The sequence below is a fragment of the Burkholderia sp. BCC1972 genome (assembly GCF_905339605.1).
Lineage (GTDB): Bacteria > Pseudomonadota > Gammaproteobacteria > Burkholderiales > Burkholderiaceae > Burkholderia.
In genome coordinates this window covers 41882-56283 of the sequence record NZ_CAJPGH010000027.1, presented here as the reverse complement: position 1 = coordinate 56283, position 14402 = coordinate 41882, and the positions used below count along the sequence as shown (strand labels likewise).

The window sequence follows — 14402 nt, the reverse complement described above, 5'->3', positions numbered from 1 at the left end:
CCAACTCCTTGATTCTGCGAATTCTCCGCGCGATGGCGGGCGTGCCGACCTGAGCTGCCCCGTTGGCGAATCAGGTAGAATCCGCGCTTCGCCGCAGGCGCCCGCCGCGCAATGCGTATCGGGGCCGCATCGAATGCATCGCTGGACGCGCACCGCGCTCCGATACCGCATGCGCCGGCTACGGATGCCGGCCCGCTCAACGTTCGTCTGGTTTTATGTCCGCAATTCCGAATTCCGACCAACCCGGTTCGTCCGCGAACCCACCCAAGCTTCATCGCGCGCTGAAGGCGCGCCACCTGACGATGATCGCCATCGGCGGTTCGATCGGCACGGGCCTGTTCGTCGCGTCCGGCGCGTCGATCTCGCAGGCCGGCCCCGGCGGCGCGATGGTCGCGTACATGCTGATCGGCCTGATGGTGTACTTCCTGATGACGAGCCTCGGCGAGATGGCCGCGTTCATGCCGGTGTCGGGTTCGTTCGCGACCTATGGCGCGAAATACGTGGACGAAGGCTTCGGCTTCGCGCTCGGCTGGAACTACTGGTACAACTGGGCCGTGACGATCGCGGTGGAACTCGTCGCCGCGCAGCTCGTGATGCACTACTGGTTTCCGGACGTCCCGGGCGTGTGGTGGAGCGCGGCCTTCCTCGGCGTGATGTTCCTGCTCAACGCGCTCACCGTGCGCGGGTTTGGCGAAGCCGAATACTGGTTCGCGCTGATCAAGGTCGTGACGGTGGTCGCCTTCATCGGCGTCGGCCTGCTGATGATCTTCGGCATTCTGAAGGGCGCGCCGAGCAACGGCTGGGGCAACCTGACGATCGGCGACGCGCCGTTCGCGGGCGGCCTGCCGGCGCTGATGGGCGTGGCGATGATCGCGGGCTTCTCGTTCCAGGGCACCGAGCTGATCGGCGTCGCGGCCGGTGAGTCGGAGAACCCGCGCACGACGATTCCGCGCGCGGTGCGCCAGGTGTTCTGGCGGATCCTGCTGTTCTACGTGTTCGCGATCTTCGTGATCGGCGTGCTGATTCCGTACACCGACCCGAACCTGCTGAAGACGGACGTGACGGACATCGGCGTGAGCCCGTTCACGCTCGTGTTCCGCCACGCGGGCCTCGCGTTCGCGGCCGGCGTGATGAACGCGGTGATCCTGACGGCCGTGCTGTCGGCCGGCAACTCGGGCATGTACGCGTCGACGCGGATGCTCTATACCCTCGCGACCGAGGGCCGCGCACCGAAGATCTTCGCGAAGCTGTCGTCAGGCGGCGTGCCGCGCAACGCGCTGTATGCGACCACCGCCGTCGGCGCGCTGTGCTTCTTCACGTCGCTGTACGGCGACAAGACCGTGTACCTGTGGCTGCTGAACACGTCGGGCATGACGGGCTTCATCGCGTGGCTCGGCATCGCGGTCAGCCATTACCGCTTCCGCAAGGGCTACGTGAAGCAGGGCTACTCGCTCGACCAGCTGCCGTACCAGTCGAAGTGGTTCCCGTTCGGCCCGCTGTTCGCGTTCGTGCTGTGCCTCGTGATCGCGCTCGGCCAGGATTACCAGGCGTTCCTCGCGAACCGGATCGACTGGGCCGGCGTCGCCGCGACCTACGTCGGCATTCCGCTGTTCCTCGTCGTGTGGCTCGGCTTCCGGTTCCTGAAGAAGAGCCGCTTCGTGCGCTACGAAGACATGGAGATCGCGCCGTGGATCGCCGCGAGCCGCGGCGCGCAGCGGCAGCCGGTGGCAAACCGCGAAACCGCGGGCTGACGCGGGCGCGGCAGGCGGCCGCGCGTCGGACGACGAAACGGGAAGCCGCGTGCTTCCCGTTTTTTTTGCCTGGCTTTTGCCTGCACGGGGTCAAAGCCGGTTATATTGCCCGACCCTACCGGGCCACGGCCCGGCCGGCGCGACAGGCGCAGCGCGGATCGGCATCCGGCGTGCGCGGCGCGCGGCGGCCGGCGGAATGCCCGGCGTTTTCATCGTTCCGTCCAGGCCGGCACGGCCCGCGGAGCGCGCAATCCAGAGGAATCCATGAGCGCATCACCCGCCGAGCGGAAGGCCGGACCCGTTTCCATCGTGCGAATCGAAGCCGCGATCAACGCGTGGCGCGAAGTGTACCCGCCGGCGCCGGACGGCGAGGACGGCTACGCGCTGGACGCCGGCAGCAACTGCCTCGCCGAACTGTACGGCACGATGATCTGCTATCAGTTGCCGGACGTGCCGCTCGACTCGCTGAGCCCCGAGCAGCGCGATGCGCTCTACGCGACCGAGGTGTGACGCGCGGTCGTGACGTCATCGTCACGCGGCGTCGATGAAGCAACGGGAAGCTCGCGGGCTTCCCGTTTTGCTTTGGGCCGCGCGTGGCGGCGGGCGCCGCCTGCGGTATCGTGACGACATCATCCGGCCGCGGTTGGCGCCGGAGCGCTGTCCGGGAGACATCAAAATGGAGTTGAGACACCTCCGCTACTTCGTCGCGGTGGCCGAAGAGCGGAATTTCACGCGGGCGGCGGAGCGGCTGCATATCGCGCAGCCGCCGCTGAGCCGGCAGATCCAGCAGCTCGAGAAGGCGCTCGGCGTGCCGCTGTTCGAGCGCAACGCGCGGCCGCTGAAGCTGACCGACGCGGGCCGCTTCTTCTATTCGCACGCGGTGCAGCTGCTCGCGCAGACGACCGAGCTCGAATCGATGACGAAGCGCGTCGGCAAGATCGAGCGCAGCATGTCGGTCGGTTTCGTCGGCTCGACGCTGTACGGGATGCTGCCGAAGATCATCCGGCGCTTTCGCAGCGAGTATCCGGCCGTCGAGCTGAGCCTGCACGAGATGTCGACGATGGACCAGATCAAGGCGCTGAAGGAAGGGCGCATCGACGTCGGGTTCGGGCGCATTCGCCACGAGGATCCGAGCGTGCGGCGCGTCGTGCTGCGCGAGGAGCGGATGATCGTCGCGCTGCCGGTCGGCCACGTGCTCGACGCCGCGAAGCCCGTGCTGTCGCTGCACGATCTCGTGAACGACACGCTGATCATCTTCCCGAAGGCGCCGCGCCCGAGCTATGCGGACCAGGTGCTCGCGGCCTTTCACGATCGCGCGTTGCAGCCGCGCAGGATCTACGAGACGCGCGAGTTGCAGATCGCGCTCGGCCTCGTCGCGATGGGCGAGGGCGTGTCGGTCGTGCCGCACAGCGTGTACGGACTGAAGCGCGACGACATCAGCTACAAGCCGCTCGACGATCCGAACCTCGTGTCGCCGATCATCATGAGCATGCGGATGCTCGACGAATCGGAGGACATCCGTGCGATGCAGGCGCTGATCTACCGGCTGTACGACGAAGCGCAGATGGAGTACCTGCCGCCGCAGCCCGAATGAACGCGCGGGCCGTAGGGGCTTGCTTGACGCCGTGCGCGCCGGCCGGCCACCCTGTCCCGATTCGATGCGGCTGCCGGTGTGCGGCCGCTTTCACGCCGCAGGCAGACACATGACCGATATCCTGACCGAGGAGACCGCCGTCGAGACGCCGCAAGGGCGCCTCCATACGAAACGCTGGCGTGCGCGTCCCGCGCGCGACGCGGCAGCGCCCATCGTGCTGCTGCACGATTCGCTCGGCTGCGTCGACCTCTGGCGTGACTTTCCCGAGCAACTCGCGCGGGCCGCGCAGCGCGACGTGATCGCCTACGATCGCCTCGGTTTCGGCCGCTCGGATCGTCATCCGGGAACGCTCGGCACGACGTTCGTGCGCGACGAGGCCGATCACGCGTTCGCTGCGGTGCTCGAGCAACTGGGTGTCGATGCGTTCGTCGCGTTCGGACACAGCGTCGGCGGCGGGATGGCGGTGGGCTGTGCCGCCGCGTATCCCGAGCGCTGCCGCGCGCTCGTGACGGTCGCCGCACAGGCGTTCGTCGAGGATCGCACGCTGGACGGCATTCGCGAGGCGGGGCAGCAGTTCGACGAACCGGGGCAACTCGACCGGCTCGCGCGCTATCACGGCGACAAGGCCGAATGGGTGCTGCGCGCATGGGTCGACACGTGGCTGTCGCCGGCATTCCGCGACTGGAATCTCGACGACGACCTGCCGCGCGTGCAGTGCGCGACGCTCGCGATTCACGGCGAAGACGACGAGTACGGGTCCGACGTGCATCCGAAGCGGATCGCCGCACGCGTCGCGGGGCCGTCGTCGTTCCTGCTGCTCGCACGATGCGGACACATGCCGCACCGCGAGCGGACCGGCGACGTGCTGGCCGCCGTCGAGACGTTGCTGCGCGACGCGGGCGCCTGAGCGCCCGACAACCGGCGGGCCGGGCCCGCCGGCCGTCAGAACGACAGCTGGATCGCGAGATCGATCGCAAGCAGTGCGATCGAGCAGCCGATGCCGAGGATCACGTTCGGCAGCCGGTGCTCGAAGTCGCGATTGTCGCGGCGCATCGCGGCGCCGAGCAGGAAGATCGCCTCGACGACGATCTGCAGCCCGACGAACAGCAGCATCAGCAGATACTCGTAACCCATCTGCTTGAACGCGGCGAATTGCATCCCGTGATCGCGGATCCATTGGCCGACGCGCAGCAGTTCGTAGACGAACAGCAGGGCGGGGAACAGGTAACTGATGAAGTAGGTCGGCGCGGTGGCGTGCCGTAGTTCGAGGTGGAAGTGCTGATGCGTGGTGGCCATCACAACCCTCCTTGCAACGCGTGATTGCGGTCGCGACGGCGGCGCGATCGCGTGCGAACGAAGGGATTACCCGATGCACAATGCGCAGCCGTACGACGCCAGCATACTGCTGCGCGGGAAATTTGGCATGCGGTGCGTGCGATCGCCTTAAAAATGTGTGTGTGCCGCGCGACGCCGCGCGGGCGTAGACGCGTCAGCGTTTCGCTTCCGCGCCTTCGACAAACAGCTTCGCAACCGACTGGAACTCCCGTTTCAGCGACAACCCCGGCACGGTCAGCCAGCGCAGCATCGCCGCGAGATACAGGTGATGGAACCAGGTCGCGAGCTGATCGGCCTGCAGCGTGCCGTTCAGTTCGCCGGCCTGCTGCCCGGCGACGATCAGTTGCTGCCACACCAGCGCGACATCGCTGCCGTTCTCTCCACCGCTTTCCGGTTCGACCGCACCGATGCTCAGGAGCCGGTGCCGCAGGTACGCGAGCAGGTACGCGGGATGCGCCTCGCACCACGCGGCCGACGCGTCGAGCACGCAGCCGATGCGCGATGCGAAGGTCTTGCGCCGTGCGACGTCGCGCTGCAGATGCGCGAGATCGCGCGCGAGCTCGCCTTCGAGCCAGTGCGCGAGCACGGCTTCCTTCGTCGGAAAGTGGTTGTACAGCGTGCGCTTCGCGACATCGGCCTCTGCCGCGATCTGCTCCATCGTGACGGCATCGTAGCCGTGTGCATCGAACAGGCGCGCGCCGGTGGCGGCGAGATGCGCGAGCATCTGGATGCGTTTGCGCGCGCGGCGGCCCAGGTCGTCGGTCGGAATCGGCATGGCGGGGATTGACTAAAAATGTACGAATGGCATTAGTATACGACGTGCATTTTTTTGAATCCACCCGTTTCCATCGTGCGAGGAGTCGTGCATGAAGCTTGTCATCGCCACCTACGGCACCGAAGGCGATACGCGTCCGCTCGCGGCGCTCGGCCGCGCGCTGCTGGACGCCGGCCATGAGGTCCGCCTGCTCGCCGACGCGGCCACGCTCGGAGCGGCAGCCGCGCTAGGCGTGCCGTCGGCGCCGTTGTCTGGCGACATCCGCCGCGCGATTGCGCCGGACGGTGCGCTGGCCGATGCGGTGCGCGGGCGCGGCGGCTTCAACGACACGTCGAAGGCGCTCGCGGCGATCGCGAATGCGAACACGGCGGCGTGGATGCGTGAAGTGGCGGACGCGTCGGATGGCTGCGATGCGCTCCTCGTGTCGGGGCTTGCGTCGTTCGTCGGGCTGTCGGTCGCCGAGTATCGCGGTGTGCCGGCGATCGGCACCGGCATGATCCCGATCACGCCGACCGCCGAATTCGCTTCGCCGTTCCTGCCGCCGGGAAAGTTGCCGCGCTGGCTGAATCGTGCGAGCCACCGGTTCGTGAATGCGCTGTTGTGGCAGGCGTTCAGGCAGTCGACGAACGCCGCGCGCGCCGGCGTGTGCGGATTGCCGCCGCGCAAGCACGTGTGGTCCGATCATCCGATGCTGTACGGTGTGTCGCCGGCGCTGCTGTCCGGCCCGGCCGACTGGTCGTCGAATGTGCAGGCATGCGGCCAGTGGCGGATCGATGCGCGTGCGTGGGCGCCGCCGCCCGAATTGTCGGCGTTTCTCGAAGCGGGCGATCCGCCCGTGTACATCGGATTCGGCAGCATGGCCGGCTTCGACCGCGCCGCGATGGTCGACGCGCTGACCCATGCGCTCGCCGGCCGGCGCGCGCTGTTCTATCCGGGCTGGAGCGGTATCGACGCGTCGATGCTGCCCGCGCACGTCCGCATGATCGGCGACACGCCGCACGACTGGCTGTTCCCGCGCGTGGCGATGGCGATTCATCACGGCGGATCGGGCACCACGCATTCGGCTGCACGGGCCGGCATTCCGTCGGTCGTCGTGCCGTTCGCGGGCGATCAGTTCTTCTGGGCGAACCGGTTGCAGCGGCTCGGTGTGGCCGATGCGCCGGTGGCCGGCCGGCGCGTGGAGGCGGCCGCGCTGGCGCGGGCCATCGCGTTTGCCGAGCGGGGCGAGACGAAGGCGCGTGCGGCCGAACTCGGCATGCGCATGGCGCAAGAGGACGGCTTGACGCCGGCTGTGCGTGCGATCGAGCGATGGGGGCGAGGCGCGGCACGGTGAACCCGCGCCGCGGCATCAGAAATGCCCGGTGAACCGGTAGCGGCTGCCCGGGTGCCACAGATTGGCGACCGACGCGACCATTGCCTGCGACCACGTGCGCCGATGCAGCAGCAGGCACGGCTCGCGGTCGTCCATCGTCAGGTGGCGGCGCGTTTCGGCGTCGGGCATCGCGGCCTCGATCCGGTATTCGACGCGCTGCAGCGGCGCGACGCGCGTCAGGTACTGGTTCGGCGTCGTCGTCGTGAAGTCCTGCAGCGCATATTCGGGTGCGCAGGCCGGATTGACCCAGCGTTCCTCGAGTTGCACGGGCGTGTCGTTCTCGAAATGCAGCACGCGCGAATGAAAGATCGGGCTGCCCGTATCGAGCTGCAGCTCGTCGGCGAGCTTCGCGTCGGCGACGGCCGCGCCGACCTGCAGCACCTGCGCGCGGTAGCCGTGGCCGCGCGCGGCGACTTCGTCCGAGATGCTGCGGATCGCGACGAGCGTCGATTCGTATTTCGGCGAGGCGACATACGTGCCGGAGCCGCGCGTGCGCGTGAGCACCTGTTCGGCCGTCAGTTCGCGCAGCGCGCGGTTGACGGTCATCCGTGCGACGTTGAATTCGCGCGCGAGTTCGTTCTCCGACGGCACCTGGTCGCCTTCCGCCCACTCGCCGGCATGAATGCGGGCGAGGATGAAGTCCTTGATTTCCTGATAGATCGGTGTGGTCATGGGATCGCGATTCGAGAGTCGGCGGCGGCCCGCTGCCGAATGCCGATCCGGCGCGCGCCCGGCGCCGAGTGTACCGGTTTCGCGGGCGAGCGGGCCCGGATTCCCCGCATGATCCCTGTTCGGCCGGCGCGCGTCCATGCGGGATTGCACAGAGCGGCCGGCCTTGGACGGCCGGCGTGCGGTCAGAACCGATGCCGGATGCCGACCGTCGCGACGACCTGCGTGTGGGTCGACGAAGCCGCGAGCCCCGTCACGTTCGCGAACCCGAGCGTCGCGCCCGACGGTACGCCGAACTGGTGCTGGTACACGGTTTCCGCATAGACGTCGGTGCGCTTGCTCAGCGCGTAGCCGGCCATCAGCGTCACCTGGTGCCATTTCGGCCGGTGGCTGCCGGCGGCATCGTCGTAGCGGCCGTCGGTGAACGTGTAGGCGCCCGCGAGCGAGACGGCCGGCGTCAGCGCGTAGCGCGCATTGACCTCGTAGTTGTCGAAGCGCAGCGCATTCAGCGCGCCGGGCAGCGACGACGCGGCCGTGTCGTCGAACATCGAATGCGTCCACAGCGCGCCGACCGTCAGCCGGTCGAACGCATAGCTGCCGCCGGCGCCCATCACGCGCTGGCGCACGGCCGGGAAGTTCGCGCCGTCGTTGGTCGACAGCGCCCCGCCGGCCGTCAGCCCGCCGCGGTTGAGCTGCAGGTACGCGGCGCCGAGGCTGACCGGCCCGTTCGCATACGACACGCCCGCGCTGTACGCGCGGTTGTTCGCGAAGCCGCCGGCCGCGTTGCTGAATCCGTACAGGCCGCCGAACTGCCAGCCGGCGAGCGTCGGGCTCGTGTATTTCACCGCGTTGTCGATGTAGAACGAATCGTCGATGTTGTCGTTGTCGAACGGATGCGACGCGAGGTTGTTGCCGTCGCCGTTGTTCGCCATCGCGAGCGGGCCGAGGGTGTCGACCACCGAGTCGTACTGGCGGCCGAGCGTCAGTGCGCCGTACTGGTCGCTCTGCAAGCCGACGTACGCGCGGCGGCCGAACATCGTGTTTTTGTAGGACTGCGTGCCGTTGTTCAGGTTGAAGCCGTTCTCGAGGCGGAACAGTGCATGCAGGCCGCCGCCGAGATCTTCGTTGCCGCTCAGGCCGAAGACCGTGTTCGACAGCAGGCCGCTGCCTTGCTGCCATGCGCTTTTGCCCGACTGGTTGTTCGTATAGGCGATACCGGCATCCAGCATCCCGTAGAGCGTGACACTGCTTTGCGCATGCGCGGCGGCGCCGAAGAAGGCGAGGGAGAGGGTACCGAAGACTGCTTTTTTCATTGCGTGTGCTTCCTGGAAAGGCCCGTTGCGACGGGAACGACGATTCGTCGCGCGTCTCCGTGCGGATCCGCGCGTTCGAATCGATGAAAGGGGGAGCGCGCGACGCGTGTCACGCGCGGCGGCGGCGAACGCCGGTTAGTGTTGCAACAGGCGGATCGCGCCGAATTCGGCGGCCGGCAGCACGCGGAGGATCGACAGGATCGCGGGCGACGCCTGCGACCGCGCGACTTCGAGCTCGATGCACGCGCGCCCGGTGCGCCTGTCGATCGCGGCCGTGTAGAAATTGAGTGCGGTACCGACGGCCTGATGCAGCCGGCGGCGCACGGCCGCGAGGTTGTCCGATTCGACGCGGATCGACAGCAGCACGAGTTCGTCCGCGGAAGAACGGCGCCGCGAACGCACGGGCGGCAGATCGTGTGAAGCAGCGGATTCGGTTCTGATCGGTTTCATGCTTTCTTCCCTTGGTCGCATCGTGCTTCGCACCGCGGCAAGCTCGTCCTGGACATGGCACCCATTTTAAGAATCGCGGTGGCGATACGGTGTATAGACTCGCACGGGCACTGAAAAGAACGCATAAAAACGCAGCGCTCGTCGCCTTTCGTCTTTACAGCTTTTTTATTCCCCGTAAAGAAATTGAACACCGCTTTGATACGCGGATTTCTACACTGTCGCATCCCATTCGCCAGATGAGCATGGGGGCGTCATCCGGGCTTGTGCCGACACGGCAAGGCCCGCTATGCCGACAGTCGCGCGGCGATGCCGCGCATACGAACAAAGGGGAAAGCCATGTTGTGGATCACCGGCGCGCTATCGCTCGCGCTCTTCATCTATCTGTTTCATGCGTTGATCAAGCCCGAGCGGTATTGATCGGCGCGATTCAACAGGAATTCGAAAATATCGGTGAATGTCATGAGCGATCTGCTTTTCATTTTTTTCACGCTCGCGTTCTTTGCATTGACGGCCGGTTTCATCACCGGCCTCGACCGGATCTGAGCGAGCGTCGACATGTTCAACAATCTCATTCAATTCGCGATCGTGCTCGCGATCATGCTGGCGCTGGTGCCCGTCGTCGGGAAATGGCTCGCGCACGCCTTCACGAGCCCGCGCCACGCGTGGATCGAGCGCCGCACCTATGCGCTGCTCGGCGTGAACCCCGACGAAGCGATGTCGTGGCAACGCTACGGGATGGTGCTGCTGCTCAGCAACGCCGGGATGATGCTGCTCGGCTACCTGCTGCTGCGCATTCAGGACGCACTGCCGTTCGATGCGCTGCAGCGCGCGTCGCAAAGCCCCGACCTCGCGTTCAACACGGCCGCGTCGTTCATCACGAACACGAACTGGCAGGCCTATGCGGGCGAAAGCAGCCTGTCGAACTTCTCGCAGATGGCCGTCATCACGTTCCTGATGGTGGCGAGTGCAGCGACCGGCGTCGCGGCCGCGGGCGGCTTCATCCGCGGGCTGAGCCGCAAGAGCGCGGCCGACATCGGCAACTACTGGGTCGACTTCACGCGCGTGACCTATCGCGTGCTGCTGCCGCTCAGTTTTGTCATGGCGCTGGTTTACGTGTGGCAGGGCATGCCGCAGACGCTTGCGTCCGACGCCTGGGCAACCACACTCGAAGGCGCACGCCAGCAGATCGTGATGGGGCCCGTCGCGAGCCTCGAATCGATCAAGCACATCGGCACGAACGGCGGCGGCTTCTTCAGCATGAACGCCGCGCACCCGTTCGAGAACCCGACGCCGCTCACCAACACGCTGCACATGCTGTCGATGCTGCTGATCCCGTCCGCGCTGACCTATGCGCTCGGCACGATGATCGGCCGGCGCCGCCAGGGCTGGGTGCTGCTGGGCGCATTCGTCGTGATGTTCGTCGGCTTCCTCGCCGTGATCTATTCGGCCGAGCAGCACGGCAACCCGCTCCTGACGGGCATCGGCGTCGACCAGCAGATGAGTGCGACGCAGCCGGGCGGCAACATGGAAGGCAAGGAGATGCGCTTCGGCATCGCGCAGACGAGCCTGTTCGCGACCGTCACGACGGCCGCGACCACCGGTTCGGTCGACGCGATGCACGATTCGCTGACGCCGCTCGGCGGGCTCGTGCCGATCGCGCAGATGATGCTGAACAACGTGTTCGGCGGCGACGGCGTCGGGCTGATCAACCTGTTCACGTTCGCGATCCTCACGGTGTTCCTCGTCGGGATGATGATCGGCCGCACGCCGGAATTCCTCGGCAAGAAGATCGAGGCGCGCGAGATGAAGTTCGTGATGCTCGCGGTGCTCGCGCATCCGTTCAGCATCCTCGGCTTCACCGCGCTGGCCGCGCTGCTGCACTCGACGCTGGCGAGCCTCGCGAACCTCGGCCCGCACGGCTTCAGCGAAGTGCTGTACGCGTACACGTCGGGCACGGCCAACAACGGGTCCGCGTTCGCGGGGCTGAACGCGAACACGCCGTTCTTCAACACGACGATCGGCTTCGCGATGCTGATCGGCCGCTACCTGACGCTGCTGCCGATGCTCGCGGTCGCGGGCAGCCTCGCCGCGAAGAAGGCCGTGCCGGAAAGCGCGGGCACGCTGTCGACGTCGACGGGCCTGTTCGCCGGCCTGCTGGTGTTCGTGATCCTGGTGGTCGGCGGTCTCACGTTCCTGCCGGCGCTCGCGCTCGGCCCGGTCGTCGAGCACCTGCTGATGTCGGGCGGCCAACTGTTCTGAGGGAAACATCATGATTCAAGGCAATCGCCAGGCAGCGGCCGCCGCCGCGCCGGCATCCGATACTTCGTTCGGCGCGGCGACGCGCGGCCTCGTGCGGCCGGTGATCGCATCGTCGGTGCTGTTCATGCTCGTCACGGGCCTCGCGTATCCGCTGCTCACCACGGGCGTCGCGAACGTGCTGTTCCCGGCGCAGGCGCGCGGCAGCCTCGTGCAGCGCAACGGCACGACGATCGGCTCGGCAGTCATCGGGCAGCACTTCACGCGCGCCGGCTACTTCCACGCGCGGCCGAGCGCGACGGTCGGCACCGATCCGGCCGATCCGTCGAAGACGGTCGACCAGCCGTACAACGCGGCCGGCAGCGGCGCCAGCAACCAGGGTGCGACCAGCAAGAAGCTGCTCGCCGACGTCGCGCAGCGCGTGGGCGCATACCGGCAGGAGAACGCGCTCGCCGACGGCACGCCGGTGCCGGCGGACGCCGTCACCGCGTCCGCGTCGGGGCTCGATCCCGAGATCTCGGTCGCGAACGCGCGGCTGCAGGCGGCGCGCGTCGCGCGTGCACGCGGCATCGATGCCGCGCAGGTGGCGGCGCTCGTCGATCGCACCGCGTTGCCGCGCCAGCTCGGCGTGCTCGGCGAACCGCGCGTACGCGTGCTCGACCTGAACCTCGCGCTCGACCGCACGTTCGGCCAGGCGGCCGGCGCGAAGCAATAGCAGGAACCACGGAGTCATTCATGTCCCATATCGAAACCCCGATCAACCCGGCGGCGTTGCCGGTCGGCGGCGTGCCGCCGATGCGCTGGACGGCCGTGCTGCGCGAGGCGTTCCGCAAGCTCGCGCCGCAGGTGCAGTTGAAGAACCCGGTGATGTTCGTCGTCTATCTCGGCAGCATCGTCACGACCGCGCTGTGGCTGCAGGCGCTGACCGGCACGGCCGATGCGCCGGCCGGCTTCATCTTCGCGGTCGCGTGCTGGCTGTGGTTCACCGTGCTGTTCGCGAACGCGGCCGAGGCGCTGGCCGAAGGGCGCGGCAAGGCGCAGGCCGATGCGCTGCGCGCGGCGCGCAAGCGCGTGTATGCGAAGGTGCTCGACGAGCCGAAGCGGGCCGGCAGCACGAGCCATCGCGTGCCGAGCGACGAACTCGCGGCCGGCAGTATCGTGCTCGTCGAGGCCGGCGACACGATTCCGGCCGACGGCGAAGTGATCGACGGCGTTGCGTCGGTCGACGAATCGGCGATCACCGGCGAATCGGCGCCGGTGATCCGCGAGTCGGGCGGCGATTTCTCGTCGGTGACGGGCGGTACGCGCGTGCTGTCCGACTGGATCATCGTGAAGATCACCGCGCAACCGGGCGAGGCGTTCCTCGACCGGATGATCGCGATGGTCGAAGGCGCGAAGCGCGGCAAGACGCCGAACGAGGTCGCGCTGACGATCCTGCTCGTCGCGCTGACGATCATCTTCCTGCTCGTGTGCGTGACGCTGCTGCCGTTCTCGCAGTTCAGCGTGCTGCTGAACGCGTCGGGCTCGGCCGTGAGCCTGACCGTGCTGATCGCGCTGCTCGTGTGCCTGATCCCGACGACAATCGGTGCGCTGCTGTCGGCGATCGGCATCGCGGGGATGAGCCGCATGATGCGCGCGAACGTGCTCGCGACGTCGGGCCGCGCGATCGAGGCGGCCGGCGACGTCGACGTGCTGCTGCTCGACAAGACCGGCACGATCACGCTCGGCAACCGGGAGGCCGTGCAGTTCCGGCCGGCGCCCGGGGTGGACGAGCGCGCGCTGGCCGAGGCCGCGCAACTGTCGTCGCTCGCCGACGAGACGCCCGAAGGGCGCTCGATCGTCGCGCTCGCGAAGCAGCGCTTCTCGCTGGACGTGGTGGGTGCCGCCGGCAGCATCGCGGTGCCGTTCAGCGCGCGTACGCGGATGAGCGGCCTCGACATCGGCGCACGCCAGGTGCGCAAGGGTGCGGCGTCGGCGATCCGCGCGCACGTCGATGCGCTCGGCGGCGTGTTTCCGCAAGCGGTCGAGACGGCCGTCAACGACATCGCGCGGCGCGGCGGCACGCCGCTCGTCGTCGCCGACGGCTCGACGGTGCTCGGCGCGATCGAGCTGAAGGACATCGTCAAGCACGGGATCGGCGCGCGTTTCGCCGAGCTGCGCAAGGTCGGCGTGAAGACGGTGATGATCACCGGCGACAACCGGCTCACCGCGGCCGCGATCGCGGCGGAAGCCGGCGTCGACGACTACCTGGCCGAAGCGACGCCCGAAGACAAGCTGCGCCTGATCCGCGAGCACCAGGCGAAGGGCCATCTCGTCGCGATGACGGGCGACGGCACCAACGACGCGCCGGCGCTCGCGCAGGCCGACGTGGCCGTCGCGATGCACAGCGGCACGCAGGCGGCGAAGGAGGCGGCCAACATGGTCGACCTCGACAGCAACCCGACGAAGCTGATGCAGGTGGTCGAGGTCGGCAAGCAGATGATCATGACGCGCGGCGCGCTGACAACCTTCAGTGTTGCGAACGATCTCGCGAAGTACTTCGCGATCATCCCGGCGGCGTTCGTCGCGACGTATCCGGCGCTCGGCGCGCTGAACGTGATGGGGCTGCACAGCCCGACGTCGGCGATCCTGTCGGCGGTGATCTTCAACGCGCTGATCATCGTCGCGCTGATTCCCCTCGCGCTGAAAGGCGTGAAGTATCGCGCGGAGCCGGCCGCGAAGCTGCTGGGGCGCAACCTGCTGATCTACGGCGTGGGCGGGATCGTCGCGCCGTTCATCGGCATCAAGCTGATCGACATGCTGTTGACGCCGTTTATCTGACCGAACGCGCCGTCGCGGCCCCGCTTACGCCTTCGCGGCGTGTGCGGGGCCGTTCGGCGTTTCAATT

The 14402-nt window shown here is 67.6% G+C and carries 15 protein-coding genes; 9 read left to right on the top strand and 6 right to left on the bottom strand.

Translation table 11 applies throughout. The features are described 5' to 3' along the window. Positions 1 to 215 precede the first annotated feature (215 nt). The 4 genes from U5798_RS29745 (at position 216) to U5798_RS29730 (ending at position 4252) form a co-directional block, all read left to right on the top strand. Positions 216 to 1751, top strand: a complete 1536-nt coding sequence (locus U5798_RS29745) for an amino acid permease (protein WP_322084045.1) — start codon at positions 216 to 218, stop codon at positions 1749 to 1751. 264 nt (positions 1752 to 2015) lie between these two features. Then, positions 2016 to 2261, top strand: coding sequence for a DUF3717 domain-containing protein (locus tag U5798_RS29740; RefSeq protein ID WP_074804087.1), 246 nt, complete (start codon positions 2016 to 2018; stop codon positions 2259 to 2261). 166 nt (positions 2262 to 2427) lie between these two features. Then, the gene (locus U5798_RS29735; protein ID WP_322084044.1) at positions 2428 to 3345 is read left to right on the top strand and encodes a LysR family transcriptional regulator; all 918 of its coding nucleotides are present in this window, start codon (positions 2428 to 2430) and stop codon (positions 3343 to 3345) included. A 109-nt stretch (positions 3346 to 3454) separates the two neighbouring features. Beyond that, a complete protein-coding gene (locus U5798_RS29730) occupies positions 3455 to 4252 on the top strand; it encodes an alpha/beta fold hydrolase (protein ID WP_124455865.1) in 798 nt (265 codons plus the stop codon). Between the two features lie 35 nt (positions 4253 to 4287). Here the strand turns inward: U5798_RS29730 and U5798_RS29725 are convergent, their stop codons facing one another. Further along, complete coding sequence (locus tag U5798_RS29725; RefSeq protein WP_124455866.1) at positions 4288 to 4641, bottom strand: hypothetical protein; 354 nt, start codon at positions 4639 to 4641, stop codon at positions 4288 to 4290. A gap of 193 nt (positions 4642 to 4834) precedes the next feature. Beyond that, a complete protein-coding gene (locus tag U5798_RS29720; RefSeq protein ID WP_322084043.1) occupies positions 4835 to 5455 on the bottom strand; it encodes a helix-turn-helix domain-containing protein in 621 nt (206 codons plus the stop codon). Between the two features lie 91 nt (positions 5456 to 5546). Between U5798_RS29720 and U5798_RS29715 the strand changes: the two genes are divergently transcribed. Next, the gene (locus U5798_RS29715) at positions 5547 to 6788 is read left to right on the top strand and encodes a glycosyltransferase (protein ID WP_322084042.1); all 1242 of its coding nucleotides are present in this window, start codon (positions 5547 to 5549) and stop codon (positions 6786 to 6788) included. 15 nt (positions 6789 to 6803) lie between these two features. Here the strand turns inward: U5798_RS29715 and hutC are convergent, their stop codons facing one another. The 3 genes from hutC to U5798_RS29700 all read right to left on the bottom strand — a co-directional run bounded on the left by hutC (position 6804) and on the right by U5798_RS29700 (position 9259). Beyond that, positions 6804 to 7499: a histidine utilization repressor gene (hutC, locus tag U5798_RS29710; RefSeq protein WP_124455869.1), complete on the bottom strand. Its 696-nt coding sequence runs from the start codon at positions 7497 to 7499 to the stop codon at positions 6804 to 6806. Between the two features lie 182 nt (positions 7500 to 7681). Continuing rightward, complete coding sequence (locus tag U5798_RS29705; RefSeq protein ID WP_322084041.1) at positions 7682 to 8809, bottom strand: porin; 1128 nt, start codon at positions 8807 to 8809, stop codon at positions 7682 to 7684. A 135-nt stretch (positions 8810 to 8944) separates the two neighbouring features. Continuing rightward, the gene (locus U5798_RS29700) at positions 8945 to 9259 is read right to left on the bottom strand and encodes a hypothetical protein (protein WP_322084040.1); all 315 of its coding nucleotides are present in this window, start codon (positions 9257 to 9259) and stop codon (positions 8945 to 8947) included. 306 nt (positions 9260 to 9565) lie between these two features. Between U5798_RS29700 and kdpF the strand changes: the two genes are divergently transcribed. Continuing rightward, positions 9566 to 9676: a K(+)-transporting ATPase subunit F gene (kdpF, locus tag U5798_RS37165; RefSeq protein ID WP_415859519.1), complete on the top strand. Its 111-nt coding sequence runs from the start codon at positions 9566 to 9568 to the stop codon at positions 9674 to 9676. Here kdpF and U5798_RS29695 read toward each other — a convergent pair. Next, on the bottom strand, positions 9646 to 9816 hold the full coding sequence (locus tag U5798_RS29695; protein ID WP_175845364.1) for a hypothetical protein: 171 nt from the start codon (positions 9814 to 9816) through the stop codon (positions 9646 to 9648). The genes kdpF and U5798_RS29695 overlap by 31 nt on opposite strands. Between U5798_RS29695 and kdpA the strand changes: the two genes are divergently transcribed. The 3 genes from kdpA (at position 9815) to kdpB (ending at position 14335) form a co-directional block, all read left to right on the top strand. After that, entirely contained in the window at positions 9815 to 11518 is a 1704-nt protein-coding gene (kdpA, locus tag U5798_RS29690) for a potassium-transporting ATPase subunit KdpA (RefSeq protein ID WP_322084039.1), read from the top strand. The two genes, U5798_RS29695 and kdpA, sit on opposite strands and share 2 nt — an antisense overlap. A gap of 10 nt (positions 11519 to 11528) precedes the next feature. Next, on the top strand, positions 11529 to 12230 hold the full coding sequence (gene kdpC, locus U5798_RS29685; protein WP_322084038.1) for a potassium-transporting ATPase subunit KdpC: 702 nt from the start codon (positions 11529 to 11531) through the stop codon (positions 12228 to 12230). Positions 12231 to 12310: 80 nt separating this feature from the next. After that, a complete protein-coding gene (kdpB, locus tag U5798_RS29680) occupies positions 12311 to 14335 on the top strand; it encodes a potassium-transporting ATPase subunit KdpB (protein WP_322084083.1) in 2025 nt (674 codons plus the stop codon). Positions 14336 to 14402: the final 67 nt, after the last annotated feature.

Bases quoted from the DNA above. Each gene is read 5' to 3' on its own strand.
- U5798_RS29745 (WP_322084045.1), top strand. From the start codon at position 216: ATGTCCGCAATTCCGAATTCCGACCAACCCGGTTCGTCCGCGAACCCA.
- U5798_RS29740 (WP_074804087.1), top strand. From the start codon at position 2,016: ATGAGCGCATCACCCGCCGAGCGGAAGGCCGGACCCGTTTCCATCGTG.
- U5798_RS29735 (WP_322084044.1), top strand. From the start codon at position 2,428: ATGGAGTTGAGACACCTCCGCTACTTCGTCGCGGTGGCCGAAGAGCGG.
- U5798_RS29730 (WP_124455865.1), top strand. From the start codon at position 3,455: ATGACCGATATCCTGACCGAGGAGACCGCCGTCGAGACGCCGCAAGGG.
- U5798_RS29725 (WP_124455866.1), bottom strand. From the start codon at position 4,641: ATGGCCACCACGCATCAGCACTTCCACCTCGAACTACGGCACGCCACC.
- U5798_RS29720 (WP_322084043.1), bottom strand. From the start codon at position 5,455: ATGCCGATTCCGACCGACGACCTGGGCCGCCGCGCGCGCAAACGCATC.
- U5798_RS29715 (WP_322084042.1), top strand. From the start codon at position 5,547: ATGAAGCTTGTCATCGCCACCTACGGCACCGAAGGCGATACGCGTCCG.
- hutC (WP_124455869.1), bottom strand. From the start codon at position 7,499: ATGACCACACCGATCTATCAGGAAATCAAGGACTTCATCCTCGCCCGC.
- U5798_RS29705 (WP_322084041.1), bottom strand. From the start codon at position 8,809: ATGAAAAAAGCAGTCTTCGGTACCCTCTCCCTCGCCTTCTTCGGCGCC.
- U5798_RS29700 (WP_322084040.1), bottom strand. From the start codon at position 9,259: ATGAAACCGATCAGAACCGAATCCGCTGCTTCACACGATCTGCCGCCC.
- kdpF (WP_415859519.1), top strand. From the start codon at position 9,566: ATGCCGCGCATACGAACAAAGGGGAAAGCCATGTTGTGGATCACCGGC.
- kdpA (WP_322084039.1), top strand. From the start codon at position 9,815: ATGTTCAACAATCTCATTCAATTCGCGATCGTGCTCGCGATCATGCTG.
- U5798_RS29695 (WP_175845364.1), bottom strand. From the start codon at position 9,816: ATGTCGACGCTCGCTCAGATCCGGTCGAGGCCGGTGATGAAACCGGCC.
- kdpC (WP_322084038.1), top strand. From the start codon at position 11,529: ATGATTCAAGGCAATCGCCAGGCAGCGGCCGCCGCCGCGCCGGCATCC.
- kdpB (WP_322084083.1), top strand. From the start codon at position 12,311: ATGCGCTGGACGGCCGTGCTGCGCGAGGCGTTCCGCAAGCTCGCGCCG.